This is a genomic window from Kushneria sp. Sum13, from assembly GCF_052692355.1.
Genome location: NZ_CP199847.1, coordinates 3,503,202 through 3,525,579, shown reverse-complemented (window position 1 = coordinate 3,525,579; position 22,378 = coordinate 3,503,202). Strand labels below are relative to the sequence as shown.

Sequence of the window (22,378 nt, the reverse complement as noted above, 5' to 3'; positions counted from 1 at the left end):
CGGTCATTGCGAAAAACTTTGTTGTCAGGCCTCTGGATTCATGGACCGCAGGGTGGAAGCCCTGCCTTTGACACAGGCAGGGCACACTTTCAGAGGTTTTCAGCTTCCCAGGCCTTGATGGCCTCACCTGCAACACGGAACGCCGCGAGTGCCAGAGGAACACCTGCATAAATTGCAGCCTGCATCAGGGCTGACTGGATTTCCTGTTTGGTAACGCCATTGGTCAATGCGCCTTTAACGTGCACCGAAAGTTCATGGTGCTGGCTCATGGCGGTCAGCATACCGATGTTCAGGAGGCTGCGGGTTTTGAAGGGCAGAGTCTCATCGCCCCAGATGGCACCCCAGCAGTACTCCGTGACCAGAGCCTGCATTGGCTTGTTGAAATCATCGGCTGCAGCCCAGGATTTCTCAACGTGTGCGGCACCCAGGACCGTTTTACGGTTTTCAAAACCTTTCTCAAACAGTTCGCTACTCATGTCTTGCCTCGCTTGATTTTTATCTACGATCTGAAATGATCGCAAAATTGACTCAGCCGTGATGGCCGACGATTCGATACATTTCGGTGTGGTCAGTGCGAGCATCAGATTCCTCTGAAGCCTCTTTCCACACTTCAAGGCACTCGTGGCCGAGCTTCATCGGCTGCTCCATCTGCTCGCCCAGGGATACAGCGATTTTCAGGTCCTTGACCATCAGTTGCAGTGCGAAACCGGAAGCGTAGGAGCCGCTGAGCATGAACTGCTTCACCTTGTTTTCGGTGGCAAAGTTGGAGCCCGAAGCAGTATTGAGTACGTCGGTCATGACGGCTGGATCAAGACCAAACTTCTCACCGATGTGCAGAGCCTCGACCGTCGCCAGCAGGCCCGCAGCAGACACATAGTTGTTGAGGGCCTTGATGGCATGACCGGAGCCTACCGGGCCGGCATGGGTGATCTTGCCCATTTTGGAGATCAGCGCAGTGTGTTGCTTAACCAGGGCTGCTTCACCGCCAACCATGATGGACAACGTACCGGATACAGCGCGTTTGACACCGCCGGAAACCGGTGCGTCCAAAAGGCCGATCGACAGATTCTGCAACTCAGCGGCCAGCTCCCGGGTTGCCAAAGGCTCGGAGGAGCTCATGTCGATAACAGTGGCGCCTGCCTTGACGCGCTTGGCGATACCTTGTTCACCCAGCAGTACGGACTGCACGATGGCAGAATTGGGCAGCATGGTAATGATCACATCGATGTCATCCAGAGAATCCTGCGACTGGATGCTGACCGCGCCGACTTCTTTGCACAACTCATCGACCACTTGAGCATTGGTATCGCTCACCACCAATGGGTAGCCCGCGGCGGCCAGGTGGCCGGCCATCGGGCGCCCCATCATTCCCAGACCGATGAAAAGAACTTTAGGCATAGACATGTCTGATTTCTCTTATTCGTACATTTCACCAGGTGAACAAACTGTTCGACACCTCAGCTCTCCCTACGACGCGACTCTGCGGGCATGATGCGGAACGCTCAATTGTTCACCAGACTCATCGAAAACTTCCAGCGTAGGTAGCTTTTCTTCAAGCAAACGAGCACGAGCCCGAAGCCAGACTAGGACATTGTATTACAATATGTCAATGTGACTGAAGGAGGGGGAGAGGACAGCAAAAAAGCCACTTACTGTTGGGGGCAATGCGAACCATCCTGACAGGAAGAGCCAGCTTGAGCGCATCAAAGAATCATTCTTTTTAGATTATTCAGTATTTGAGAAACCGCTCTACGACCAAGGTTTTAGCCGTATATAAGGGGCGCTTGCACATTTCGTTTCATATTAGAAGCAAGCCACTGAAATCGCAGACACTAGATATCTTTTCATGTGCTCTTTTCGGTCTGGCCAGGGGGCGGGCTGCAGAATTTTCTTCTAGATTTCGCAGCGATTGAGATTATTGTCGTGCCGACAATGCTGCCTTCCTGAATTTTCGGTTTTGGCAACACGCCTTAAGGCGTATGGTAAAGCATGCTTGTAGTACGTTATGACTGTATTACAAAATACGATGAGACGGACGGAAGCACATCTGATCCTCCGACCATCATGAGAAGCCATGAGGAGCCCTAGAATGAGTGCCCCCGACTACAGCCAGTCTGCGATTTCGATCAACCCCTGCAATGGTGAGGTGGTAGCGAAGTATACGTATCAGTCCCACGCTGATCTTGATCGAGCGCTGGGCCGCGCCCAATGCGCGTTCGAGCAGTGGAGCGTTACCGAGCTAACCGAACGCGCTCAAATACTCCGTCAAATGGCGGCAGCGCTTCGTGAAAACCAGGAACAACTTGCCCGTATGGAAGCCATTGAAATGGGCAAGCCCATTCAGCAAGGCCGGGCAGAAGTTGAAAAGACTGCCCATCTTTGTGAATGGTATGCAGACCACGGTCCTGCCATGCTTGAGCCGCAACCTACGTTGGTTGAGGATAATAAGGCCTTTGTGACTTTCCGGCCTCTGGGCGCAGTTTTGGCTGTCATGCCATGGAACTTTCCTGTCTGGCAGATTCTGCGCGGTGCCGTACCTGCGATCCTCTCCGGCAATCCTTACGTTCTCAAGCACGCGCCGAACGTGATGGGTTGTGCTTACCTGCTCCAGGATCTCTGGAAGAAAGCAGGCCTTCCCAGCGGTGTATTTGAGGTCATTAACGTTGACAATGATGGCGTCAGCAAGGCCATCAACGATCCACGCATCGCCACTATTGCGGTGACAGGTAGTGTTAGAGCAGGTTCTGCGATCGCAGCCCAGGCCGGGGCAGCATTGAAGAAATGTGTACTGGAACTAGGTGGTTCTGATCCGTTCATCGTTCTGGCAGACGCAGACCTTGATGAAGCAGTGAATGCAGCAACAGTTGGACGCTTCCAGAACAGTGGTCAGATTTGCATCGCGGCCAAGCGCATCATTGTTGAAAAGAGCATCGCTCAGGCTTTCGAAGAAAAATTCGCAGCCAAGGTCGCCGCACTGGAGGTCGGTGATTCACTAAGTGAAACGACCTACATCGGTCCTATGGCACGTTATGATCTTCGTGATGAGCTTGACGAGCAGGTTCGAGCCACCATCAAGGAAGGGGCGCGCCTGGTATTGGGCGGGAGGAAAATTCCAGGTGAAGGCAATTTCTATGAGCCCACCATTCTGGCGGATGTGAAACCCGGCATGACCTCGTTTGCACAGGAAGTCTTCGGTCCCGCCGCATCAATCATCGTTGCCGAAAATGCAGAGCATGCGATTGAACTCGCAAATGATAGTGAGTTCGGACTGTCTGGTACGCTTTGGTCGGGTGACGTGGAGCGGGCGAAAGAGCTGGCCGGGCGCATTGTCAGCGGCGGCGTGTTCATAAATGGCTACACCGCTTCCGACCCCCGTGTTCCAATTGGTGGCGTGAAGAAAAGCGGCTTTGGTCGCGAGCTGTCTCATTTTGGCCTTCATGAGTTCTGCAACATCCAGGCTGTCTGGATCGATCGACGCTGATCAAACCTGCGCGCAGCGTGATGCTGCGCGCACCTTCCGCTACCAAACACATTTATCCCTCTCAGGCCCTCTCGCGATCGCCGCCATCGGCGTAGATTCAAAATCATTAGAAACCTCTTGCAGAACGCAAGAGTCCGGTAGCTGACGCACTGAAGACACTCCGCAAATCTCCGCCTTTCGCGCTTGTCGCACACTTCGCAAAAGACGGTAATTACGACAGCTACACTGTCATCTTGGCTTTCAAAGCAAAACATACTTCAACGACAAAAAGCGATGTACTGCTGTCGGTGATAATGATTGCCCTTTTCAACATCTTGTTGATGCCATTTTGGGGGCAGTGTCGGACAAAGTCGGTCGACGACCTGTTCTTATTGGCGGCGTCTTGCTCATCGCAGTCAGTGGGCATTCGTTTTTCTGATTGCCATGAGCGGCGCATCTGCCGGGTGTGGCGATGACAGTGGTACTTTGCCTTGGTCATGGGCTGGTCTACGAAACGCTGGCACCCTGCTACGCCAGATTCTAATCACCACCCGTGCGCTACAGCAGTATCACAATCGGTTGTTAGGCAGCCTCGAATCCTTGAGGTGATAGCAAGTGCATTACAGCTGCGTGCCGACGACTTCCATTGGGCAGTTTTAACGATGATATTGCCGTCTACACCATGTGCATTATGGTTCCGAAGCACTCCGTCGAGAATCTGAAGGTGCTGTGAGAGTTGGCATCGTGAATGGTATTTGAGAAGCGCAGAGCCTGAAAAACAGCGAAATTAACTACCCAACCTCTCAATGCAGTCGAGCTGGTTGATTTCAACTAGATTAGTATACAATCTGATAATCTTATAATCAGATTCAATACCGCTGATGACAAATTTGTGGGGATAGGGAACATTTATGGGCCATGATGATTTGCCGGTGATGAGCCGCCCTGAAACTCTTCGAGGTCATGTTGAAAACTTCCTGAAAGAAGCAATCATGAACGGTCGCTTCGCACCCGGCGAGCGACTGGTTGAGCGAGAATTGTGCGACTATCTAAAGGTCAGCCGTCCTCCGCTCAGAGAAGCGCTTCGAAAGCTGGAAGCTGAAAAACTGATCGTTATCGTTCCCCACCGGGGTCCTGTCGTGGCGACCCTTGGCATTGCAGAAGCGAAAGAGCTTTATGCGCTGCGCGGCTTGCTTGAAGGGTTTGCCGCAGCCGAATTTGCACGTCTGGCGACCAACAAAGAAATTGCCTCGCTTGAGAAAACTGTCAAAAATCTTCACAAGCAGGCCAGCAATCCCGACCGTCGCGCGCTGATTGAAGCCAAGTCGAAAATCTATGATGTATTGCTCAGCGGGTGCGGCAACCATCTCATCACCGAGGTTCTGCAAGGTCTTCTGACCCGTATCAACCTCTTGCGAGTAACCTCATTCTCGCGTCCTGAGCGACTTCATGAAAGCCTGGCTGAAATTGACGTCCTGTTGGAGCACATCAAGGATCGCGATTCCGAGGGTGCACAACGCATGGCCACGCTGCACATCAAAAATGCAGAAAGTGCCGCAATGGAAATGCTGGAATCTCAGACATCTTCGTAAACTGATTCAGATACATCATTGTATCGTTGGCGATTGTCGGACGGCCGCTTTGAGCCACCTTCCCGATAATGCCCCTTGCTTCCATGGGCGTCACGGCATCCAGCTCGTGCTTGCCAAGGCTGGGGGCCACTTCCTTTTGATAAATACGGTACGGGATTCCGGAGTGCTTGAGACGCTTCTCGAGATCCGGATACCCGTCTGCAAACAGATCGTCGACGGTTCTGGTTGAAACCTGCTGTTTCTGTTTACTCGCCTCGATAGGGTCAGCGTTATCCTGAACCAGTTTCTGATGGTCCTGAGTTCTGACTTGAGCTTCTACAAGAGAGAGATGCGCATGTTTGCCCAGCGTCATCTCCCGGCTTCTCCTTCCTCGATAAGGGCCTGCACCTTTCTGGCATTAAGGCTTCCCATGGCTCTTTTCTGTACGAAGTGAAAACGGATGGAGAACGGTCGCTCCGTAGGCCCTGAACAATCCAGCCCTGCCACAACAGAGCGTTTGCCTATGTTCGCTTCTTTCGTGAGGTAGGCGGCTGACCTGCTTTGGGCGTTGCAGAAGTTGCAATTTGTGCGGGAAGCACTTTCGATGACAGAAAGCAGAAAGCAGAAAGCAGAAAGCAGAAAGCAGAAAGCAGAAAGCAGAAAGCAGAAAGCAGAAAGCAGAAAGCAGAAAGCAGAAAGCGGAGAGCAACGAATTTATTCCCCGCTTTACTACCCAAAAGGATGTGGGCTTCGGCAGATATTGATAGACATCAGTGGACTATCTTTGGATTAAATATCTTTAGAAACAATAGCCTTGAGTATGATTGTGGCGCTTGGTGGATACTACTCGAGATTCTGAATCTGCTCGCGCATCTGCTCGATGAGCACCTTCAGCTCCACCGCGCAGCGGGTGGTGTCGGTGACTGCGGCCTTGGACGAGAGCGTATTGGCCTCGCGGTTTAACTCCTGCATCAGAAAGTCCAGCCGGCGCCCGATGGGTCCTTTCTGGTTCAGCTGGCGTTCGACTTCGCCCACGTGCGTTTCCAGCCGGTCGAGCTCTTCGGCGACGTCGGCCTTCTGCGCGATCAGCGCCATCTCTGCTTCAAGCCGGTTGGGGTCGAGTTCGGCCTTCACACCCTCTAGGCGATCCAGAATCTGCTGGCGCTGACGCTCCAGCACGGCCGGCAGATGGGCGCGTACGGCCTCGACCTGGGCGCGAATGCCGGTGAGGCGTTCGCGGATCAGCGCACAGAGCTGTTCGCCTTCGCGCTCACGACCGGCGTTCAGGTCATCAAGTGCCTGCGACATCAGCTGGAGCGCGGCAGCGCGCACGGCGTCCATGTCGATCTCGCCGCCACGTGAGACACCGGGATGATCGAGCAGCTCCAGCAGCGTTGGCATCGAGGCTTCCGGGGCATGACGGCGCAGGCGCGTCAGGGTTTCCATCAGCACTTCAAGATGCTCGACGTTGATATCGAGCCCGGTGCTGACGCTCTGGGCGCGCTCAAAGCGCAGTGAGCACTCGATCTTGCCGCGCGAAAGCGCGCTGCGCAGGCTGTCACGAAAGGGCGCTTCAAGATCGCGCAGGGCGTCGGGCAGGCGAAAGTGCAAATCCAGATAGCGCTGGTTCACCGAGCGCAGTTCCAGCGCAAGGCTGCCCCAGTCGGCATCCAGCGTCTGGCGGGTGAAGGCGGTCATGCTGCGTGCCATGGGTCATCCTTGCATGAGGGGAAAGTGGATCAGTCTAAACGATTCGTTCATTGCGCAGGCAGGCGTGTAAGATGCCCGGCCCGCCTTTTGGTTTGTGTCTTCATTTTTACCAGTAGAGAGAGTGTCATGCGACCCAGTGGACGTGCCCCAGAGGCAACCCGTGAAATTACCCTGACCCGCGGCTACACGAAGCACGCCGAAGGCTCGGTGCTGGTCGCCTTTGGCGATACGCAGGTACTGTGCACGGCAAGCATCGAGGCCGGCGTGCCGCGCTGGCTGCGCGGCAAGGGTCAGGGCTGGATTACCGCGGAATACGGCATGCTGCCGCGCGCGACCCATACCCGCAGCGGCCGGGAAGCGGCCCGCGGCAAGCAGGGCGGTCGCACCGTCGAGATTCAGCGTCTGATCGGGCGCAGCCTGCGCGCGGCGGTTGATCTGAAAAAGCTCGGCGAGTTCACCATCACCATCGACTGCGATGTGCTTCAGGCCGATGGCGGCACGCGCACGGCGGCGATCACCGGTGGTTGCGTGGCGCTGGTCGATGCGATTCAGTCGCTGCAGCGCAGCAAGCAGATCAAGACGGACCCGCTCAAGCAGCTGGTCAGCGCAGTCTCGGTCGGCATCTACAAGGGCCAGGCCGTCACCGATCTGGACTACGCCGAGGACTCGCGCGCCGAGACCGACATGAACGTGGTCATGACCGCCGACGGCGGCATCATCGAGGTGCAGGGCACGGCCGAGAAGCAATCGTTCTCACGCAGTGAGCTCAACGCCATGATGGATATGGCCGAAGCCGGCTGCGGGCAGCTTTTCGCGCATCAGCGTGAAGCGCTGGGCATGGTCAGCTGAAACAGGCCGATCGGGTTCGGGCCATAACGTCTGGCCCGTCATGACGCTGCACGGTAACAACACGGCGCCGACAGCGAGAAGCTGTCGGCGCCGTGGCGCGAAGGGACCGGGGCAGGGCTGCGCGATCACGACGGCGTCATGATCGGGCGGTCTGTCAGAGTTCCAGATCGTACTCGATGATCAGCGGCGCGAACTCGCTGAAATCGGCGTCGCGATCGATCCAGGCGCGTTTGACCGTGCGGGCAAGGTCGGGCCCGGTAATCTGATAGTCCATGCGCCAGCCGTCCTGACGCTTGCGCGGGACCTCGCTGTCGAGCTTTTGCCACCAGGTGTGATGGCCGGCGTTGCGCTCGACTTCACGGAAGGTGTCGACAAAGTCCATCGGTCCGAAGACCTGGTCCATGAAGGCGCGCTCCTCGGGACGAAACCCGGGCGTGCTCTGATGCTCGGACCAGTGATCAAGATCCACGGTCTTGTGGGCGATGTACCAGCTGCCGGCGATGATGTACTGGCGACGCTTGCGGCGCAGCTTGCTGAGGTAGTCGCTGTACTGCGCGATGAAGCGCTGCTTGGCGTGCGGGTCTTCCGGCATCAGAAAGGAGGCCACGCTGAAACGCTCGTAGTCGGCCTGCAGAAAACGACCTTCGTTGTCGCACTGCTCAAAGCCCAGGCCATACATGATCGCCTTGGGGATCTTGCGGCAGTAGATACCGACGCCGGCAAAATCGTCCTGCTCGGCATCCAGAAAGTAGCCTTCATAGCCTTCTGGATAGAGGGTCGAGTCGTCCAGCTCGAAGCTTTTGGTCTTCAGGTTCTGCACGCAGACGATGTCGGCATCCTGCGCTTTCAGCCAGTCGAGAAAGCCCCGCTCGACCGCCCTGCGCATGCCATTGACGTTGATACTGGCGATTTTCATACATGGTCCCTTGTTTTTCGCGCGTGTATGATACCCGAGCCTGACAGGTTTGGGTAAAGAGCCGGCACAAGAAATAAGGGTATGACATGCACGATGAGCAGCGAGAATTCATCGAATTCGCCATTGCCGAGCAGGCGCTCCGCTTTGGTGAGTTCACTCTCAAGTCGGGGCGCATCAGTCCCTATTTCTTCAATGCCGGCCACTTTCATAGTGGCGCGGCACTGGCCATGCTGGGGCGCTGCTATGCCGGTGCCATCCAGCGCGCCGGACTGGAGTTCGATCTCCTGTTCGGCCCTGCCTACAAGGGCATCCCGCTGGCCTCGAGTACGGCCATTGCCATGGCGACTCATCATGACCGCAATCTGCCCTGGTCGTTCAATCGAAAGGAAGCCAAGGACCACGGTGAAGGCGGCTCGATCGTCGGCGCACCGCTGTCCGGCCGCGTACTGATCATTGATGACGTCATCACCGCCGGCACCGCGATCGGAGAATCCATGGCCCTGATCGAGGCGGCCGGTGCCACGGCTGCCGGTGTGGTCGTGGCGCTCGATCGCCAGGAGCGCGGTCAGGGGGACATCAGCGCCATCGAGGACGTTCGCCGCCGTTATGGCATTCCGGTCATCCCTATCGTCACACTGGCGGGTATTCTTGAGTATCTTGAAACCCGCGCCGATGACAGCCTGATACCGCACGCCCGCGCCATTAACGATTACAGCGCGCGCTACGGTATCCAGGAATAGCCGCTTCGAACGCCGTAAGGTAGCCTTAATAAAAAAGATGACATCATGTCGATTTACTTCATCATGATGGCACAATGCGCCGGTGCCCACCGGCCTGTATTTTCGCAGGCGAACGGATTTATCTCTGACAGCGCATGTCCCGTTCAAGGGGACAACAAGCCAAGGATTTCAAAAATGAAAAAGATCATCATCTCGGTACTGGGTGCAGGCCTTGCCCTCTCAAGTCTCAATGCTTCTGCCCTGAGCCTGTCTGCCAGCGGCGGCAAGGACGCTCATGGTTTTCAGGCCACTCAGGGTCTGCTGCCGGGCTTTTCCGCCGGACTGGGCTATTTCAGCACCAATGACAGCGGCAACAATACCAAGGCCTATTCCGGTCAGCTGATGTTCTCGCCCTATCTGCCGGGTGTAGACCTCTCGGTAGGCGGTCGTTACCAGTATCTGGACAGCGACTACGGCAACGGCGGCGGTCTGGGTCTGGGCGGTTCGGCCTATGTCGATACCCCGATCCCGCGTGTCAGCGTCGGTGGCTATGGCTTCTACACGCCCGAAGGCCTGAGCCATGGCGACGTCAACGAAAGCTATGAGTACGGCGCCCGTGCTCGTGCCACGCTGATCGCCAATACCTACGGTTACGTCGGCTATCGCTACTACCATACCGACTTCGATAACCGCGATGCCAAAACGTTGTTCAGCGGTCCGGAACTGGGCGTGTCTGTTGGTTTCTAAATCGGTCGGATTCTAGACTGATGTGCCCTTGAGCATGAGCGGGCCCGGCCTTTGTGCCGGGCCCGCTGTCGTTGGTCACAAGCCTGTCAGTCGTTGATCGCAAGCTGATCACGACAACACCGGCCCCCGAAGTAGAGAAGACGCCCGTCATGCTGGACATCGCCCTGTTCGAGCCGGAAATCGCGCCCAATACCGGCAACATCATCAGACTCTGCGCCAATACCGGCTTTCGCCTGCACCTGATCGAGCCGCTCGGCTTTGAGCTTGATGACAAGCGCCTGCGCCGGGCCGGGCTTGATTATCACGAGTGGGCCCGCGTCCAGGTGCATGCCTCGCTTGAGGCCTTCATGATCGCTCTTAAGCCCGGGCGACTGCTGGCCATCACTACCCGCGGGCAGACCCGTCACGACCTGGTCGCGTATCGCGAGGGTGATGTGCTGATGTTCGGGCCTGAAAGCCGTGGCCTACCGCAGGCCCTGATTGATGGGCTGCCCGAGGGTCAGCGCCTGCGCATTCCCATGCGCGAAGGCAGTCGCAGCCTCAATCTGTCCAACGCCTGCGCGGTGCTGGTCTATGAAGCCTGGCGACAGCTGGATTTTGACGGCGCGCTATAGTCCGGCCCCTCGAGCGATTTCGTCATGAACACGCTGTAGGGGTCTTCCTGGTAGCTGCCAAACGGTGGGCAGGTCTCAAACCCAAAGCGGGCGTAGAGGCTGCGTGCCGGGGCAAAGATGTCATGAGGGCCTGTCTCAAGGCTCAGCCTTTTGAAGCCACGCTTGCGCGCCTCGACAATGATGTGATCGAGCAGTTTGGCCGCGACTCCGCGGCGCAGGTGGGTCGCCGCCGTGCGCATCGACTTGATCTCGCCGTGCGTGTCATCGAGTGCCTTGAGCGCGCCGCAGCCGGCAATCGTGTCGTTCTCCCACACGCTCCAGAAGGCCACTCCGGGCGCGCGCAGCGCATCGAGATCAAGGGCATGGCAGCTTTCTTGGGGAGAATGACCGGCCAGGTCCATCACATGCGCGCGAATCAGGGCGATAGTCGCTTCGCTACTCAGGTCATCCTGAATGATCTTCATGATCAGTGCCTTTTGTTGTTGTGGCGCAGGTGTCGTGGCGCAGGTTGCTGTCGTGGGCTCAGGCCGGGCAGTACTTATGCCGAACAGGGCCTGTGCCGGTCATATCAGAAGCTTGATGGCGCCAGACGCCCTTCCATCCAGGCGAAAAGGCGCTCGTAGCTGGCCCTTTCGGCGGCACTCAAAAAGCCCTGCTGGGTAATCAGCTGATCGCTTTGCGCCGCAATGGCGTCAAGCTGGGTCTCCAGCGCTCCGGCTTCGTCCTGGCTGAGCTGCTCGTTGTCCCGGGCGCTGTCGATCCGGTAGCGAAACGTCTCGACAAGGTCCTCGATACGCTCCCGGTCACTCTGATTGATCCGATAATGGTCGTTGTCCAGATGCACTTCAAGCCCCGAGCCCCGCACCAGCTGAATCAGGGCGGCGTCGGGGGTGAACTGGCCGGACAGGGCTCGAGCCTTGTGCCCCTCGATAAGGGCCATATCCATCTCGACCGGGCAGCCGCTGGTGTGGGCAAACTGCTGCAGGGCCTGATCGAGGCGCTGTTCGGGATAGTCGTACCTCATCGCCTGAAGCTGACAGGCCGCACTGGCCGGCATGGACACCCCAAGCGTGGTGGCGCTGAGCAACAGACCCGCACCGGCGTGAAAAAGACGTTGTCTGGCACCCGTTGCAAACAGCTGATAACGCATGGCTTTCCTCTCCTGGGCGGATGGGCGTGGCTTGTTCAGGCATTGTCATTACAGCACAGGTGCGGGCACAGGATGTATCATGATGTGCTTGCGTCATCTGCCTTCCATCAGGTTGTTCCCATGTCCGATATTCGCAACCGCATCAGCGGTCTCAATCCGCGTCAGCGCGAGGCCGTGAAATACATCGACGGCCCCTGTCTGGTGCTCGCCGGTGCCGGTTCCGGCAAGACCAGCGTGATCACCACCAAGATTGCGTATCTGGTCCTGGAGTGCGGCATGAGCGCCCGCCGAATCGCAGCGGTGACCTTTACCAACAAGGCCGCGCGCGAGATGAAAGAGCGCGTGCAGGCGCTGTTGCCCGGGCGCAGCGGTCACGGCCTGACGGTGTCGACCTTCCACACCCTGGGGTTGACCATTATCCGCTCGGAGCTGAAAACGCTGGGCCTGCGTCCGGGATTTTCGCTGTTTGACCCGGAGGATGCCAAGGCGCTGCTGCGTGATCTGATGCAAAAGGATGCCCAGATTGACGGCGATCAGATCAACCAGGTGCAAAGCCGGATCTCGACCTGGAAAAACGACCTGATTCTGCCGGGGCATGCCCTGTCCCACGCCGAGACCGAGGATGACGCCTACTGCGCGCGCATCTACGAGCATTACGTGCGCCACCTGAAGGCCTACAACGCGGTCGATTTCGATGATCTGATCATGCTGCCGGCGACGATGTTCGAGCGCCACCCGGAAGTGCTGCAGCGCTGGCGGGGGCGCATCCACTACATGCTGGTGGATGAGTATCAGGACACCAACTCGAGCCAGTACCAGCTGGTACGCATGCTGATGGCCGAGCGCGAGACCTTTACCGTGGTGGGTGATGACGACCAGTCGATCTATGCCTGGCGCGGGGCCCGCCCGGAGAATCTGGTGCAGCTCGGCGAGGACTTCCCCAGGCTTAACGTCATCAAGCTGGAGCAGAATTATCGCTCGACCTCGATCATCCTCAAGGCCGCCAACACGCTGATTGCCAATAACCCTCACGTGTATGAAAAGACGCTGTGGTCGGACAAGGGGCGCGGCGAACCGATTCGGGTGATCGTCAATCGCAACGAGGAAGCCGAGACCGAGCGGGTCGCCACCGAGATTCTCACCCGGCGTATCAAGGAGAGCGCCCAGTGGCGTGATTTTGCCGTGCTCTATCGCGGCAACTTCCAGGCCCGACTGCTGGAGTTGAAGCTTCAGCACCACCAGATTCCCTACAAGCTCTCCGGGGGCACCTCCTTTTTCTCGCGCAACGAGATCAAGGACGCCATGGCCTATCTGCGCCTTTTGATCAACCCGGCCGATGACAATGCGTTTTTGCGCATCGTCAACGTGCCGCGCCGCGAGATTGGCCCCAACACGCTGGAAAAGCTCGCCAACTACGCTCAGGAGCGCAGGGTGAGCCTCTTTGCCGCCTGCAGCGAAATGGGGCTTGCACACGTGCTCTCCGAGCGCGCCGTGGATCGGCTGGGACGCTTCAATCACTTTCTGGAAGGCATCCGCAAGCGCATGGATCAGGGCGATGCCATCGCCGCGATCCGGGCGATGTTTGCCGAGATGGATTACGAGGCGTGGCTTTATCAGAACGCCAGCGCGCCGATTATCGCTGAAAAGCGCATGGGCAACGTGTACATCCTGATCGATCAGCTTGAGAAGTCGATGCACCGTGATACCGAGGAAGGCGATGACGCGGCCGAGGAGACCGACGACGTCGAGGCCGCCATCTCGCGGCTGGTGCTGCGCGACATTCTCGATCAGCAGGCCCAGGAGGATGACACCGACAAGGTGCAGCTTCTGACCCTGCACGCCTCCAAGGGGCTCGAGTTTCCGCATGTCTACGTGATGGGCATGGAAGAAGAACTGCTGCCGCACCGCAACGCCATCGAGATGGACACCATCGAGGAAGAGCGTCGCCTGGCCTACGTGGGCATCACCCGCGCGCGCCAGACCCTGACCCTGTCGCTGGCCCAGCAGCGCAAGCAGTTCGGCGAGATGATGAACTGTGCGCCGAGCCGTTTTCTTGAGGAACTGCCGCCCGACGATCTGGAGTGGTACGGCCGCGCCGACAAGGAAGACCCCGAGAAAAAGCGCGAGCGTGGCCAGAGTGCCATCGCCGGGCTGCGCTCGCTTTTGGGTTAGGGCGCCTCTTCCTCTTCACCGGCCGGATCCTCACCGGCCAGGTCCTTTGGATCCCGGTAGAGCGCCGCCGGGATCAACACGTCGGATGTCGGGCAATGCGCCATGCCTTGCTCGCCTGGAAATACCCCGGGCACATTTGATGTACCATCACGGGCTTATATGCCAACCCCACCTGGCGTGACCCGGTGGGGTTATCGTCGCGATGGTCTTGATTGATTAAAAAGGATAATATTTTGCGTGGCACATCATTAACAATAACAGCACTCATTATTGGCGCGCTTGTGAACACCGCCCATGCCGATCCCAAAACACCCGGCACACATCAAGGCTATTCCACCGTTGAATTACTCAACAGGGGAATCCCTGACGATCTCAATATGGTGAGCGTTGAGGAACTCGAAAAGGAATTGGCAGGCAAGGCGCCAATGGCCGTGGGTTTTGATATCGATGACACAACACTGTTTAGCACGCCGGTGTTTTATCGCGGCAAACAGGAGTTTTCACCCGATGATTATAGCTACCTGAACAATCAGGATTTTTGGGACAAGGCGAATTGTGGCTGGGATAAATTCAGTATGCCCAAGCACATTGCCGAGCAGCTTATCGAGATGCATCAAAAACGCGGTGATGACATCTACTTTATTACCGGCAGAACGGGCTCGGAATGTAATTTCACTACGCCGTATCTTCAAAAAACTTTCCACATCAAGAAGATGCACGATGTGGTGTTTGCCGGATCAAGCCGTGATGTTTATACCAAAACACCGTATATCAAAGAGCATGACATCAAAATATATTACGGCGATGCCGACGGCGATATTATCTCGGCGCGTCAGGCAGGGGCAGAAGGTATTCGTGTGATGCGAGCGGCGAACTCAAGCTACACGCCCATCCCGCAAAACGGTATTTACGGTGAGCGCGTGCTGGAAAATTCTCAGTTCTAGATCATTGACTGATCAGGTGTGTGGCCCTGGGGTGTTGTCTTCGACCAGGGCTTTCAGATCCCGGTAGAGCGCCGCCGGGATCGACACACCCGAGGCCAGACTGCGCTCGCGTGCCTCGAAACGCCGCTGCGACGGCAGCCGCGCACCCTGCCCCAGAATCTCCTCGAAAAGCTTTTCTGCGTGTAAAAGCCCCGCCTCGGACTGCTCGCCCAGAAAGGCCCCGGGCGACAGGGCCATTACCAGCTCGCCGTGACAGGGCCGGCCGGTACCGTCTTCATTCGCCGCCTGTGTCTCATGGCTCAGGGCGTCACCAATCAGCGGGCCTGCCAGCAGCTCGATCATGGTGGACAGCGCCGAGCCCTTGTGACCGCCAAAGGGCAGCATGGCGCCTGCCAGCGCGGCTGTCGCCTCCGTGGTCGGCTGGCCCTGATCATCCAGCGCCCAGTCGTCAGGGATAGCCTTGCCGGCGCGGCGGTGCAGCTCGATTTCACCGCGGGCCACCACGCTGGTGGCAAAGTCAAAGGTGTAGGGCGTGCCGCCCGGGCGCGGCCAGGAAAACGCAAACGGATTGGTGCCCAGAAGCGCCCGCACGCCACCGGCGGGGGCCACAAAGGCATGGGTCGGGTTCATCGCCAGCCCCGCCAGCCCCCTTTCTGAAAGTGCCTCCACCTCGGACCACAGCGCCGAGAAGTGAAAGCAGTGATTGATCATGAGTACCGCAATGCCGTTGCGCTCGGCCTTCTCCTGCAGGTGCGTCAGCCCCTGCTCGAACGCCAGCAGCGAGCTGCCGTAGTGGGCATCGACCTTCACGATGCCGGGGGCCTGATCGATCACCTCCGGCACTGCCTGCGGATCGAGCCCGCCCATTGCGGCCGTCTCCACGATGCCCAGCAGACGATACAGCCCGTGGGAGTGACACTCATCGCGCTGGGCGGCCACCACGCTTCGGGTAATGGCCTCGACATGGCCGGTTGCAAAGCCTGCCGTGTGAAGAATGCGTCGGCTCAGCGCCCGTGCCGCCTCAAGTGAAAGCGTGATGTCGTGTTCCATGCCCTGCCCCTGGTCGATGTAGAGCGGACGGTGCCAGCTACCCTGGGCCCGTCAGCGGTCTGCCAGCATAAACGTCCTGTCCGGCGATGCCTGCTGGACAAAGGTGTCACGCCGGAGGCGGGCACAACTGCCGAAACGTAACCAGTGTCGTTAAATTGTGTAGTCTTTTTGCTCTATATGGATTAGTTCACGGCGCTGCGGATAATACCTCTGGTTCATTTAAAAATTGATTAGGTAAAACGAGGAGTCTGCATGCCCAGCGCACGCCGGATCGACTGGATCGATGCCGCCAAGGGAGTGTGTATCCTTGCGGTGGTGCTTTATCACTTCAATCAGATGGTGCTTCAGCAGATCGATTTTGGTCAGACGGCCATCCCCACGCTCTGGAATCTGGGTATTACGGCACTCAAGCCGCTGCGCATGCCGCTGTTCTTTCTCATCTCCGGGTTTCTGGCCAGCCGCTCGATCACGGGCCGCGGCTGGGGGCAGATACGCTCCAGCCGTGTGGCCAATCTGCTATGGGTTTATGTCCTGTGGGTGGGGCTTTACTGGCTCTTTACCGAAAGCATTATTGAGCCTCTGGACGTGGACATCGTCGGCGCCGGCGCCCATCCCGAAACCCTCATGGGCATGGTCATACAGCTGATCAGCGCCGATACCGGGCTCTGGTATCTCTACGCACTGGTGCTCTATTTCGTGGCCTGCAAGCTGATCCAGCACACGTCGTCGCCGGCCGTCATCAGCATCGGCCTGGGCGTGGTCATGCATCTGATCTCCAGTCTGTGGCTGCCACCGTCGCTTTGGAACATCAGCACGCTTTTGAACTATCTCTTCTTTTTCGCCATTGGCTGTCATTGCCAGCCGCTGATCGTGCGTCACTACACGCAGGGTAACCCGGTACGTTTTTTGATCACCGCCGTACTGACGCTGATTGCGCTGGGCATTACGTGGAAGCTGGGGTCAATGGAGGCGCCGGGCATCAAGCTGGTGCTTGCCCTTTTGATGGTCTCGACCACCATCGATCTGTTCGCGCTGCTGACGCAGCGGTTCAAAATGGCGCTGCTGTGCGATATCGGCAGGCGCACCCTGCCGATCTATGTGATTCACAAGCTGTTGATCTTTGCGCTGGTCGCTGTCATGCCCGAGGTGCTGTATGTCGAAGGCGCTTTTGAAAATGGGATACTGGCCGTGACGCCCCTGGCCATGACGCTTCTGATCGGCGCGCTGTGCCTGCTGGCCCATCGCGCGCTCAATCGTGGCCCCGGGCGCGTGCTTTTCACCATGCCGCACACCTTCCGGCGTGTGGCCTATCGGACCGGGCTGTTACACCCGGCCCACTGATATCGTCCAGCGCCTCAGGCTTCCAGTGCCAGCAGGGCGAGCGTGGCCAGCCAGTGCTCGCCCATATAATCCTCTCCCAGATGAGAAAGCGCCGCGGCCAGATGGGTCTCGGCGCTTTTCTGCATCCGCAGGCTGGCGGGGTGGCTCTGGCCCAGTCGCGCCGCCAGTGCCCGGAAACACCAGGCACGACTCAGATTCAGACCGTCCAGATGGGCGATCTTGCCATCACTGCGGTCACTGACCACCGCCGGGGTAAACAGCGTTGCCGGTTGACCGTCGGCCAGCGCCGGCAAAAAGGCCTCAAACCAGTCCTGAAAGGCTTCAGGCTCAAGCGCGTGCGCCATGTAGAGCGCCTCAATCAGCGTCGGCGAGAGAAACTCGTCACCGCCCGGCTCCCAGGCCTGGGCGTTCTGATCGGCGTCAAACCAGTCCCACGCCCGCTGGCACAATACCTGCTCAAGCGCCGTTCGCTCGGGGTCATGATGGGCGCGGCGGGCATATTCCAGTGCCATGACGCCGGCAAAGGCGCTGTTGTAGTGGGTGCCGGTGCGAATCGGATAGGTCTGCTTCGGCCAGAATTCAATGAAGGCGCGGGTAATGAAGCGGGTCAAAGGCGCCAGCGTCCGGGCCGCCTGCTGCATCGTTTCATGAGGAGATGACTCAAGCTCGGCGGCGAGTTTCAAAAGCCATGCCCAGCCGTAGGGGCGCTCGAAGCCGCCGCGACCGGGGGCCTGAAAATAGGCCAGCTCTCCTGCCACCTTCTCGGCGGTGATGTTGCGTTGCAGCAGTGCAGTGATGCGCGCTGTGATCTCACTGGTGGGATAAAGGCGTGACACGCGCACCAGCAGCCAGTAGCTGTGCACGCAGGAGTGCCAGTCCAGGCTGCCGTAGAAGATCGGATGCAGGGCGGATGGGGCCGCAATATCCTGCGCGCCGCGCATCAGATGGGTCACCAGGTTGGGGTATTCACGCTCGACGTGGCCCAGTGCCATGTTGGCCAGGCCTTCCAGCGTGGCCTGATCGGGAGGGTAGGAGGTCAGGGCAGGCATTGAAATGAACCGATATCACGGGCAGAAGCGCACGACCCCCATGCTGGGCGCGGGCACTCGACTGCGGTGGATGACCGGGACCCGAAAGGGCCCCGGGCCGTGATCAGGTTAAATCAAAATCCCTGGAGCGTTCACGCCAGCGAGCGGCTTCATTGCGCAGGGCATTGGCCATGATGGCGATGTCGTTGGGGCCGGCCACGAAACGATAGCCGGCCTCTGACAGGGTCTCGACGCCGCGGGTGGGGGCCGTAATGGTGCCCATCCAGCAGCCGCTGGCCGTCATGCGCGCTTCCATGTCCTGAATGGTCTGGCGCACGTCAACATCCTCGAGCTGCTCCAGCCGTCCCATGGAGCCTGCCAGATCATTGGGGCCGATAAACAGCATATCGATGCCCTCGACGGCGGCGATGGCCTCGATCTCGTCACGGGCATCGACGTGTTCGATCTGAACGATCAGCAGCAGGTTGTCATTGGCGATGCGGGCATAGTCGCTGACCGCTCCGAAGCGCGAGGCCCGAACGATAGGGGCGGCATAGCCGCGATTGCCCTGCGGGGGATACCGGCAGGCATCCACGATGGCGCGGGCCTGGGCAGCAGAGTTGACCATGGGCACCATGATCGAGCGCACGCCCATGTCCAGTATCTTCTTTAGATAGGCCGGGTAGTCGGCAGGAATGCGCAGCACCACATCCCCGCCGGCGGCCTCGACCGCACGCAGCAGGTGCGCAGTGTGTTCAAGGCTGGAAATGCCGTGTTCGTTGTCGACCAGAATGGTTTTCCAGCCGGCATGGACGGCCAGCTCGGCAATTTCGGGGCTGGCGCTTTCAAGCCACAGGGCGCTGACGGTACGGCCCTGCTCCAGGGCCTGACGGGTTGGGTTCAAGGCAGTCATCGGGGCTCTCGCTTGGGTGCATTGAGGGAGAGGGCACGCTGGCGCTTGTAGCCCTCGTAAAGTGCTCGGCAGAGCAGAAACGTCCAGACCAGCAGGGTGAGCGCGCCCAGCGCGGCGGCCCACGGGCGCTCGAAAAAGGCGAGCAGGCTGCCCTGGGACTTGATCATCGAGGTCATGAAGTTCTCTTCGACAATGCCGCCCAGCACGATGCCAAGAATGGCCGGTGCCAGCGGAAATCCGCTCGCTTCCATGGCATAGCCCAGAATGCCCAGTGCCAGCACGATCCAGACCGCGACGACCGAATTGGTAATGGCGTAGGCTCCGACCAGCGAAAACAGCAGCACGATCGGCATCAGGACGCGGCGAGGAATGCGCACGATCCTGCTCGACAGCGCGATCACCGCGATGCCGACCGGAATCATCAGCACATTGGCCATGGCAAAGGCGCCGTACAGGGTATGCACGATCTCGGGGTTATCGGTAAAGATGCGCGGGCCCGGCGACATGCCGTTGAGCAGCAGGATACCGATGGCAATGGCGGTCACGCTGTCGCCTGGAATGCCAAACACCAAGGCCGGTGTCCAGGCGCCCCCGATCGCGGCGTTATTGGCCGAGCCGCCATCAACGATCCCTTCAATGTGGCCCTTGCCATAGCGTTCGGGATGGCGCGAAAAACGCTTTGAAACGGCATAGCAGATCCAGGCCGCGATATCGGCACCGGCGCCCGGCAGTGCTCCGATCAGGGTACCGGCAATGCTTGAGCGCGCCACGTTGCGCCGATAGCGCGACAGGGTGGTCATGGCCTGACGGCAGGCCTGTGGCAGGGTCTCGCGGATCTCGATGGGCGGCGGCTGATGCTTGCCGGTACTGGCAGCGCGCATGATTTCACTGAGGGCAAAAAGGCCGATGATGGCGGGAATGAAGCTCACGCCATCAAAGAGTTCATACCAGCCGAAGGTGAAGCGTGGATGGCCTACGGCCACATCGATGCCGATGCAGGCGATGAACAGACCGATGAACAGGCTGGCAAAGCTCTTGATGACCGAGGCGTTGCTGGTCATGACGGCGCAGCTCAGGCCCAGTGTTGCCAGCCAGAACACCTCATAACTTGAAAATCCGATGGCCACCCGTGCCAGCTGCGGGGCGATCAGGGCCAGCAGCACGACGCCCACGATCCCGCCGATGGCGGCGGCCAGCAGCGAGACCAGCAGGGTCGAACGTGATTTGCCGGCGCTCGACAGCTGGAAGGCATCCTCGACGTAGGCCGCCGAGGCCGGAGTCCCCGGGATACGCAGCAGCGCGCCGGGAATATCGCCGGCAAAGATGGCCGTGGTGGTGGTGGCCACGATGGCGCTGATGGCCACCAGGGGGTCCATGAAGTAGGTAAAGGGCACCAGCAGCGCCACGGCCATGGTGGCGGTCAGCCCCGGCATGGCCCCGACCAGGGTGCCATACAGCGTGCACAGCGCCAGCACGGTCAGTGACTGGGGCGAGAAAAGACGAAGCAGCGTGTCGATATCCATGAGGGATCACCAGGCCAGTGGGGTCATGACGCCCCAGGGCAGCGGGACATGCATCACCGAATAAAACAGCAGATGCACCCCGAACGTCAGCGGCACGGACAGGCACAGCGCCCGCAGCAGGTTCAGGCCAAAGAGCCGGGCCGTGGCCGTGATGGCAAGTATCGATGTGATATGAAAGCCCAGCGGCTCCAGCGCCAGTCCGAACCCGGCCACGATCAGCACCAGCGCCGCCAGTCGGGCGCCGGCCCGGCGACGGTCCATCGATGGCCTGTGATCTGCCTCGACCCGGTCGGACGCGCCGGCCGCCATGGTGCGCCCTTGAACCACCAGCGCCGAGACCAGCAGCAGGGCACCACAGACCGTGAGCCCGACAGCGGCAATCGAGGGGAAAAGCCCGGGACCGTAGACAAGACCCGCCATGCTCGGAAAGGTCGAGGCGCGCCAGAAGATCAGCGCCCCGAACAGCGTCAGCAAAAGGCCGGACCATAGATCAGTGCGTGCCATCTCTCTCTCCTTGACTGCCGCGTTCAGTCATCCCTGTCTTCCTGCCTATCGGGCCAGACCGATGGCATTGATGACCTCACCCAGCTGCTGATCGGTCTCACTGAACAGCTCGGCGGTCTGCTCGGGACCCTCAAACACCACCTCACTGCCGCGGCTGGCCTTGAATTGGGTCCACTCATCGCTCTGGGTGATCTTCTCGATGGCGTTGGCGTAGGCGCAGGTCATCTCTTCGGGCAGTTTGCCGGGGCCGCTGATGGTCATGAAGGCACTCTGCGTCCAGCCGCTGTCGAGCAGGTCAGCGGTCAGCGGCACGTCGGGCAGGTTCGAGTTGGGGGTGTCACTCATATAGGCCAGCGCCTTCAGCTCACCCTGTTCGACCAGGTGTTGTGCTTCCGACAGCGACGGAGTGGCGACATTGACGCCGCCGGCCATCAGCTCCTGCAGCGCAGGCGCCGCCCCCTGGCTTGGGACCCAGCGAATGGCGTCGGGCGGCAGGCCCTCGGCCTGAAGCATGCCGGCCAGCGCCAGATGCCAGATACCGCCCTGGGCGGTGCCGGACGCGGTTAGCTCGCCGGGGTGTTCTTTTGCCTCTTTCAGCAGTGCCTCCAGCGAGTCCCACCGGGCGTCTGCCTTCACCACGACGCTGGCGGGGTTTTGATCCACCAGCGCAATCGGTGTGGCGTCCTGCCAAGTCAGGGGCGCCAGTCCCAGGTGGTGCATGGTGGCAAGCTCAATGGTGGCCGCACCGATGGTGTAACCATCCGGCCGCGCCCGGGCCAGCGCCGTATGGCCGACCACCCCATTACCGCCGGTGCGGTTGACCACGTTGAAAGGCACGCCCATCTCCTGCTCCAGCAGGCTGGCCAGCCTGCGGGCATTGGCATCGGTGCCTCCGCCGGTGCCCCAGGGCACGATGACCGTCACGGCGCGATCAGGGGTCCAGTCGCAGGCAGTGTCTTCGGCTTGTGCCACGCTGGCCGTTACCAGTGCCCCCAGGGTGGCGGCAGTCATCAGAACGGTTCTGGAGAGTACGTGAGCCATGGTGATGCTCCTGTGGTTGAACAGGAAGAAAAAGGCGGCCAATCAAGCCGTCGTGTCGAAATCTGATAGGATTAAACGCAATTCAATCGATTGAACCAATGCGACCATGGTCTTTCATGACAAGGT

The 22,378-nt window shown here is 59.1% G+C and carries 23 protein-coding genes; 9 read left to right on the top strand and 14 right to left on the bottom strand.

From position 1 onward, the window contains the following. Window positions 1–89 precede the first annotated feature (89 nt). Together ACUN8C_RS16320 and ACUN8C_RS16315 are read right to left on the bottom strand one after the other, a co-directional pair. Entirely contained in the window at window positions 90–476 is a 387-nt protein-coding gene (locus ACUN8C_RS16320) for a carboxymuconolactone decarboxylase family protein (RefSeq protein WP_445620211.1), read from the bottom strand. A gap of 52 nt (window positions 477–528) precedes the next feature. Then, window positions 529–1,404: an NAD(P)-dependent oxidoreductase gene (locus ACUN8C_RS16315; protein WP_445620210.1), complete on the bottom strand. Its 876-nt coding sequence runs from the start codon at window positions 1,402–1,404 to the stop codon at window positions 529–531. Between the two features lie 685 nt (window positions 1,405–2,089). Here ACUN8C_RS16315 and ACUN8C_RS16310 point away from each other — a divergent pair. Beyond that, window positions 2,090–3,481, top strand: coding sequence for an aldehyde dehydrogenase family protein (locus ACUN8C_RS16310; RefSeq protein WP_445620209.1), 1,392 nt, complete (start codon window positions 2,090–2,092; stop codon window positions 3,479–3,481). A 220-nt stretch (window positions 3,482–3,701) separates the two neighbouring features. Here ACUN8C_RS16310 and ACUN8C_RS16305 read toward each other — a convergent pair whose 3' ends face one another. Further along, window positions 3,702–3,959 (bottom strand): hypothetical protein, encoded by a 258-nt coding sequence (locus tag ACUN8C_RS16305; protein WP_445620208.1) that lies wholly within the window; start codon window positions 3,957–3,959, stop codon window positions 3,702–3,704. A gap of 412 nt (window positions 3,960–4,371) precedes the next feature. Between ACUN8C_RS16305 and ACUN8C_RS16300 the strand changes: the two genes are divergently transcribed. After that, window positions 4,372–5,052, top strand: a complete 681-nt coding sequence (locus ACUN8C_RS16300; RefSeq protein ID WP_445620207.1) for a GntR family transcriptional regulator — start codon at window positions 4,372–4,374, stop codon at window positions 5,050–5,052. Here the strand turns inward: ACUN8C_RS16300 and ACUN8C_RS16295 are convergent. After that, on the bottom strand, window positions 4,997–5,404 hold the full coding sequence (locus tag ACUN8C_RS16295; RefSeq protein ID WP_445620206.1) for a hypothetical protein: 408 nt from the start codon (window positions 5,402–5,404) through the stop codon (window positions 4,997–4,999). The two genes, ACUN8C_RS16300 and ACUN8C_RS16295, sit on opposite strands and share 56 nt — an antisense overlap. 470 nt (window positions 5,405–5,874) lie before the next feature. Continuing rightward, entirely contained in the window at window positions 5,875–6,741 is an 867-nt protein-coding gene (locus ACUN8C_RS16290; RefSeq protein ID WP_445620205.1) for a YicC/YloC family endoribonuclease, read from the bottom strand. Window positions 6,742–6,867: 126 nt separating this feature from the next. On the opposite strand from ACUN8C_RS16290, the gene rph reads away from it, so the two are divergent. Then, on the top strand, window positions 6,868–7,590 hold the full coding sequence (rph, locus tag ACUN8C_RS16285) for a ribonuclease PH (protein WP_445620204.1): 723 nt from the start codon (window positions 6,868–6,870) through the stop codon (window positions 7,588–7,590). A gap of 154 nt (window positions 7,591–7,744) precedes the next feature. Here rph and ACUN8C_RS16280 read toward each other — a convergent pair whose 3' ends face one another. Next, window positions 7,745–8,506 carry an exodeoxyribonuclease III gene (locus tag ACUN8C_RS16280; protein WP_445620203.1) on the bottom strand — a complete coding sequence of 254 codons (762 nt, stop codon included), beginning with the start codon at window positions 8,504–8,506 and terminating at the stop codon, window positions 7,745–7,747. A gap of 86 nt (window positions 8,507–8,592) precedes the next feature. Between ACUN8C_RS16280 and pyrE the strand changes: the two genes are divergently transcribed. The 3 genes from pyrE (at window position 8,593) to trmL (ending at window position 10,586) form a co-directional block, all read left to right on the top strand. Then, complete coding sequence (gene pyrE / locus ACUN8C_RS16275; protein WP_445620202.1) at window positions 8,593–9,246, top strand: orotate phosphoribosyltransferase; 654 nt, start codon at window positions 8,593–8,595, stop codon at window positions 9,244–9,246. Between the two features lie 174 nt (window positions 9,247–9,420). Beyond that, window positions 9,421–9,972, top strand: coding sequence for a YfaZ family outer membrane protein (locus ACUN8C_RS16270; RefSeq protein ID WP_445620201.1), 552 nt, complete (start codon window positions 9,421–9,423; stop codon window positions 9,970–9,972). A 149-nt stretch (window positions 9,973–10,121) separates the two neighbouring features. Next, window positions 10,122–10,586: a tRNA (uridine(34)/cytosine(34)/5-carboxymethylaminomethyluridine(34)-2'-O)-methyltransferase TrmL gene (gene trmL / locus ACUN8C_RS16265; RefSeq protein WP_445621877.1), complete on the top strand. Its 465-nt coding sequence runs from the start codon at window positions 10,122–10,124 to the stop codon at window positions 10,584–10,586. Here the strand turns inward: trmL and ACUN8C_RS16260 are convergent. Together ACUN8C_RS16260 and ACUN8C_RS16255 are read right to left on the bottom strand one after the other, a co-directional pair. Continuing rightward, the gene (locus tag ACUN8C_RS16260) at window positions 10,544–11,050 is read right to left on the bottom strand and encodes a GNAT family N-acetyltransferase (RefSeq protein WP_445620200.1); all 507 of its coding nucleotides are present in this window, start codon (window positions 11,048–11,050) and stop codon (window positions 10,544–10,546) included. The two genes, trmL and ACUN8C_RS16260, sit on opposite strands and share 43 nt — an antisense overlap. A gap of 104 nt (window positions 11,051–11,154) precedes the next feature. Further along, window positions 11,155–11,736 carry an STN domain-containing protein gene (locus ACUN8C_RS16255; RefSeq protein ID WP_445620199.1) on the bottom strand — a complete coding sequence of 194 codons (582 nt, stop codon included), beginning with the start codon at window positions 11,734–11,736 and terminating at the stop codon, window positions 11,155–11,157. A gap of 120 nt (window positions 11,737–11,856) precedes the next feature. Here ACUN8C_RS16255 and rep point away from each other — a divergent pair, with 120 nt between their 5' ends. Together rep and aphA are read left to right on the top strand one after the other, a co-directional pair. Further along, window positions 11,857–13,908 (top strand): DNA helicase Rep, encoded by a 2,052-nt coding sequence (gene rep, locus ACUN8C_RS16250; RefSeq protein WP_445620198.1) that lies wholly within the window; start codon window positions 11,857–11,859, stop codon window positions 13,906–13,908. A 212-nt stretch (window positions 13,909–14,120) separates the two neighbouring features. Then, on the top strand, window positions 14,121–14,852 hold the full coding sequence (aphA, locus tag ACUN8C_RS16245; protein WP_445620197.1) for an acid phosphatase AphA: 732 nt from the start codon (window positions 14,121–14,123) through the stop codon (window positions 14,850–14,852). 12 nt (window positions 14,853–14,864) lie between these two features. Here the strand turns inward: aphA and ACUN8C_RS16240 are convergent, their stop codons facing one another. Next, a complete protein-coding gene (locus ACUN8C_RS16240) occupies window positions 14,865–15,902 on the bottom strand; it encodes an Ldh family oxidoreductase (protein ID WP_445620196.1) in 1,038 nt (345 codons plus the stop codon). Between the two features lie 252 nt (window positions 15,903–16,154). Between ACUN8C_RS16240 and ACUN8C_RS16235 the strand changes: the two genes are divergently transcribed. Continuing rightward, entirely contained in the window at window positions 16,155–17,243 is a 1,089-nt protein-coding gene (locus tag ACUN8C_RS16235; RefSeq protein ID WP_445620195.1) for an acyltransferase family protein, read from the top strand. A gap of 14 nt (window positions 17,244–17,257) precedes the next feature. On the opposite strand, the gene ACUN8C_RS16230 is transcribed toward ACUN8C_RS16235, so the two are convergent. From ACUN8C_RS16230 to ACUN8C_RS16210, 5 genes are all read right to left on the bottom strand, one after another. Next, window positions 17,258–18,292 carry a DUF2891 domain-containing protein gene (locus ACUN8C_RS16230; RefSeq protein WP_445620194.1) on the bottom strand — a complete coding sequence of 345 codons (1,035 nt, stop codon included), beginning with the start codon at window positions 18,290–18,292 and terminating at the stop codon, window positions 17,258–17,260. A gap of 103 nt (window positions 18,293–18,395) precedes the next feature. Further along, entirely contained in the window at window positions 18,396–19,184 is a 789-nt protein-coding gene (locus tag ACUN8C_RS16225) for an HpcH/HpaI aldolase family protein (RefSeq protein ID WP_445620193.1), read from the bottom strand. Next, window positions 19,181–20,707, bottom strand: a complete 1,527-nt coding sequence (locus tag ACUN8C_RS16220) for a tripartite tricarboxylate transporter permease (protein ID WP_445620192.1) — start codon at window positions 20,705–20,707, stop codon at window positions 19,181–19,183. The genes ACUN8C_RS16225 and ACUN8C_RS16220 overlap by 4 nt, the downstream gene beginning before the upstream one ends. 6 nt (window positions 20,708–20,713) lie before the next feature. Next, window positions 20,714–21,211 carry a tripartite tricarboxylate transporter TctB family protein gene (locus tag ACUN8C_RS16215; protein ID WP_445620191.1) on the bottom strand — a complete coding sequence of 166 codons (498 nt, stop codon included), beginning with the start codon at window positions 21,209–21,211 and terminating at the stop codon, window positions 20,714–20,716. Window positions 21,212–21,256: 45 nt separating this feature from the next. Next, entirely contained in the window at window positions 21,257–22,252 is a 996-nt protein-coding gene (locus ACUN8C_RS16210) for a tripartite tricarboxylate transporter substrate binding protein (protein ID WP_445620190.1), read from the bottom strand. Between the last annotated feature and the right edge of the window lie 126 nt (window positions 22,253–22,378).

Bases quoted from the DNA above. Each gene is read 5' to 3' on its own strand.
- ACUN8C_RS16320 (WP_445620211.1), bottom strand. From the start codon at position 476: ATGAGTAGCGAACTGTTTGAGAAAGGTTTTGAAAACCGTAAAACGGTC.
- trmL (WP_445621877.1), top strand. From the start codon at position 10,122: ATGCTGGACATCGCCCTGTTCGAGCCGGAAATCGCGCCCAATACCGGC.
- ACUN8C_RS16310 (WP_445620209.1), top strand. From the start codon at position 2,090: ATGAGTGCCCCCGACTACAGCCAGTCTGCGATTTCGATCAACCCCTGC.
- ACUN8C_RS16215 (WP_445620191.1), bottom strand. From the start codon at position 21,211: ATGGCACGCACTGATCTATGGTCCGGCCTTTTGCTGACGCTGTTCGGG.
- pyrE (WP_445620202.1), top strand. From the start codon at position 8,593: ATGCACGATGAGCAGCGAGAATTCATCGAATTCGCCATTGCCGAGCAG.
- ACUN8C_RS16210 (WP_445620190.1), bottom strand. From the start codon at position 22,252: ATGGCTCACGTACTCTCCAGAACCGTTCTGATGACTGCCGCCACCCTG.
- rep (WP_445620198.1), top strand. From the start codon at position 11,857: ATGTCCGATATTCGCAACCGCATCAGCGGTCTCAATCCGCGTCAGCGC.
- ACUN8C_RS16305 (WP_445620208.1), bottom strand. From the start codon at position 3,959: ATGACCAAGGCAAAGTACCACTGTCATCGCCACACCCGGCAGATGCGC.
- ACUN8C_RS16235 (WP_445620195.1), top strand. From the start codon at position 16,155: ATGCCCAGCGCACGCCGGATCGACTGGATCGATGCCGCCAAGGGAGTG.
- ACUN8C_RS16240 (WP_445620196.1), bottom strand. From the start codon at position 15,902: ATGGAACACGACATCACGCTTTCACTTGAGGCGGCACGGGCGCTGAGC.
- ACUN8C_RS16230 (WP_445620194.1), bottom strand. From the start codon at position 18,292: ATGCCTGCCCTGACCTCCTACCCTCCCGATCAGGCCACGCTGGAAGGC.
- ACUN8C_RS16280 (WP_445620203.1), bottom strand. From the start codon at position 8,506: ATGAAAATCGCCAGTATCAACGTCAATGGCATGCGCAGGGCGGTCGAG.
- ACUN8C_RS16290 (WP_445620205.1), bottom strand. From the start codon at position 6,741: ATGGCACGCAGCATGACCGCCTTCACCCGCCAGACGCTGGATGCCGAC.
- rph (WP_445620204.1), top strand. From the start codon at position 6,868: ATGCGACCCAGTGGACGTGCCCCAGAGGCAACCCGTGAAATTACCCTG.
- ACUN8C_RS16300 (WP_445620207.1), top strand. From the start codon at position 4,372: ATGGGCCATGATGATTTGCCGGTGATGAGCCGCCCTGAAACTCTTCGA.
- ACUN8C_RS16225 (WP_445620193.1), bottom strand. From the start codon at position 19,184: ATGACTGCCTTGAACCCAACCCGTCAGGCCCTGGAGCAGGGCCGTACC.
- ACUN8C_RS16260 (WP_445620200.1), bottom strand. From the start codon at position 11,050: ATGAAGATCATTCAGGATGACCTGAGTAGCGAAGCGACTATCGCCCTG.
- ACUN8C_RS16315 (WP_445620210.1), bottom strand. From the start codon at position 1,404: ATGTCTATGCCTAAAGTTCTTTTCATCGGTCTGGGAATGATGGGGCGC.
- ACUN8C_RS16270 (WP_445620201.1), top strand. From the start codon at position 9,421: ATGAAAAAGATCATCATCTCGGTACTGGGTGCAGGCCTTGCCCTCTCA.
- ACUN8C_RS16295 (WP_445620206.1), bottom strand. From the start codon at position 5,404: ATGACGCTGGGCAAACATGCGCATCTCTCTCTTGTAGAAGCTCAAGTC.
- ACUN8C_RS16220 (WP_445620192.1), bottom strand. From the start codon at position 20,707: ATGGATATCGACACGCTGCTTCGTCTTTTCTCGCCCCAGTCACTGACC.
- ACUN8C_RS16255 (WP_445620199.1), bottom strand. From the start codon at position 11,736: ATGCGTTATCAGCTGTTTGCAACGGGTGCCAGACAACGTCTTTTTCAC.